Annotated in this window: 2 protein-coding genes and 1 pseudogene; 1 reads left to right on the forward strand and 2 read right to left on the reverse strand. The window is 71.0% G+C overall.

The genetic code is table 11. From position 1 onward, the window contains the following. Together HUU96_RS14640 and HUU96_RS14645 are read right to left on the reverse strand one after the other, a co-directional pair. Positions 1–792, reverse strand: a pseudogene (locus HUU96_RS14640) (DEAD/DEAH box helicase family protein); the annotation flags it as partial. Positions 793–853: 61 nt separating this feature from the next. Continuing rightward, positions 854–2,302: a diguanylate cyclase domain-containing protein gene (locus tag HUU96_RS14645; RefSeq protein WP_174293469.1), complete on the reverse strand. Its 1,449-nt coding sequence runs from the start codon at positions 2,300–2,302 to the stop codon at positions 854–856. A gap of 69 nt (positions 2,303–2,371) precedes the next feature. Here HUU96_RS14645 and HUU96_RS14650 point away from each other — a divergent pair. Further along, positions 2,372–2,625: site-specific integrase (locus HUU96_RS14650; protein ID WP_174293470.1), on the forward strand; the 254-nt coding region annotated here is incomplete at its 3' end.

Raw genomic sequence — 2,625 nt, forward strand, 5'->3', positions numbered from 1 at the left:
TCAGCCGAAGCGGGCGGCGAAACGCTGGAGGAAGGGTTCGGTCAGCGCGATCTCGGGCAGCAGCACCAGGCATTGGCGATCCTGACGCAGCGCCTCGGCGATCGCTTCGAAATAGACCTCGGTCTTGCCCGAGCCAGTGACGCCGTCGAGCAGGGTCGGGTGAAAGGCGTGGGTGGCGACATCATGCGCCAGGCTCTCGGCGGCGACGCGTTGTTCTTCCGACAGCGCGGGCGGAGCGAAGCCGGGGTCGGGCTGTGGAAACGGGCTGTCGATGTCGACCTCGACCGCCGCGATCGCACCAGCCTTGACCAGCCCGCGCACGACCGCGTCCGACACTTCGGCGATCGTGGCGAGTTCACGGATCAGGCCCTGACGCTCGCCGATGCTCGCCAGCGCGCGGGCACGGGCTTCGGTCATCCGGGGCGGCTCGATGCCGGTCGCGCGATATTCGGTGACGGTGCGCGCGCCTTCCAGCGCCGAGGTCGAGGCGAGGCACATGCGCAGCACCGACGCTGGCGGTGCCAGGTAATAATCGGCAGTCCACTCCACCAGCCGGCGCAGCGCCGTAGCCAGCGGCGGCACGTCGGCCGTGGCGAGCAGCGGCCGGAGCCGGTTGTCGCCGACCTCGGCATCCGACGGCATCCGCTCGGGTTCCCAGACGACGCCGAGCAGCTGGCGTGGTCCCAGCGGCGCGACGACGACGGAGCCGGACTCGACCGCCATGCCCGCCGGCACCCGATAGTCGAGCGGGCCGAGCGCGGCGTTGAGGAGGAGGACGCGGGCGCGCTGCATCGTCGGCGCATATGGGGGCGAAGCGGCCCGGCGTGAACCGGGGTAGGGGTCGGTTGGCGCGTCAGGCGGCGCGGCGGTCCGCCCGACGCCGGTCGCCGATCCGTGCGCGCTTGGCGGCGTACAGCGCGCCATCGGCGCGGCGGATGAAGTCGCGCGGGCTGGTCTCGTCGCCGAGCACCGCGATCCCGACCGAGCCGCTGCAGGCAAGGGTGAGGTCGCCGGCGCGGGCGGAGACCAGCAGCGCCTGTTCCAGCATCTCGGCCAGCGCCGCCGGATCGATCGCATCGCCTTCGATCAACAGCGCGAACTCGTCGCCGCCGATACGCGCGGTCAGCGCCGACACGTCCGGCAGCGCGGCCGCCAGGGCGCGGAGGGCAGCGCTGACCCCGCGCAGGACATCGTCGCCGGCGGTGTGGCCCAGGGTGTCGTTGATCGCCTTGAAGCCGTCGAGGTCTATCAGCGCCAGCAACAGCGGCGCGTCGGCCGCGCGGGCGAGCATCGCAGCTGTCAACGCCTTGTCGAACGCCGCACGGTTGGCGAGCCCGGTCAGCGCGTCGGTATCCGCATCGTGACGCAGCGCGATCTCGCGATGATGGCGATCGGTCACATCCTGGAAGACGCCGACCAGCGCGACGTTGGTGCCGTCGACCTGCTCGCATTCGCCGATCGAGCGTACCCGCCTCAACTCGCCGGTGGCGGAGCGGAAGTCCTCCTCGAAATCGAACGGCGTGCAATGCTCGATCGCCGCCGCCAGCGCCGCGGCGACGCGGGCACGCGCCTCGATCGGGTAAGGATCCATTGCCGTCTGCAGGTCGGGGGTGGGGCCGGGCGGCAGGCCGTAAATGCGGTAGACGCCTTCCGACCATTCGATATGTTCGTCGGGCAGCGACAGCCGCCACGAGCCGATGCCGGTCATCCGCTCGGCCTGCGCGAAGACACGGTGCTGGCGGGCGCGGTCGGCGACCAGCCGTTCATGCTCCACCGCGATGCCGATCGCGCATTGCGCGTGGGTGCGCGCTGCGATCAGCACGTCGGCAAGGCGGGCAAGGTGATGCAGCGCCTGCCGGCCGCGGTCGTCCAGGTCGCGAGGCACCGCGTCGACGACGCACAGCGCGCCGATCGGTCGCGGCAGGCCCGCGGCGTCGGGGGCGGTGATCGGCACGCCGGCATAGAAGCGCAACCCGTCGATCACGAACGGATTGTCGGCGAAGCGCGGGTCGGCCTGCAGATCGCGCACCACCATGCCGTCGGGAACGCGAATGGCATGGTCGCACAAAGTGATCCCGCGCGGCACCGGCGCGATCGGCTCGGCGGTCGAGGCGCAGACATGCAGCGTCTCGCGGTCGAGCAGCGTCAGCATAGCGGTCGGGCAGGCGAGCAGCGACGCGGCGAGCTGGACCAACGCATCGAGCGCCTGTTGCGGGCCGTCGTCGAGGATGCCCGAGCCGTAGAGCGCGGTCAGGCGGCTCAATTCATCGGCCATGACGGTGCCGGGTGCTTCGCTGTCCATGGCGGCTCTATGGATTTGCGGCTGTTAATAATCTTTGCTCGATGCCACCCTTTTGGGCACGATCCGGCCATGACGACGTCGGGCCAGGATCAGCGGCAGGACCGCGAACTGATCGCCGGCTGGACGGCCCATCTCGCGCGCGACCGGCGGCGGTCGGCGCATACCGTGCGCGCCTATGTCGCCACGGCGGAGCGGCTGATCGGCTTCCTGTCGGAGCATCGCGGCGGGCGGATCGATGCCGCCGGGCTGGCGACGGTCGACGCCGGCGAGCTGCGCGCCTTCCTGGCGTATCGCCGGGCGGAGGGGCTGGGCGTTGCAGACTA

The sequence above is a fragment of the Sphingomonas bacterium genome (genome assembly GCF_903644135.1).
Lineage (GTDB): Bacteria > Pseudomonadota > Alphaproteobacteria > Sphingomonadales > Sphingomonadaceae > Sphingomonas.

Coding starts and splice junctions, on each gene's coding strand:
- HUU96_RS14645 (WP_174293469.1), bottom strand. CDS start 2,302: ATGGACAGCGAAGCACCCGGCACCGTCATGGCCGATGAATTGAGCCGC.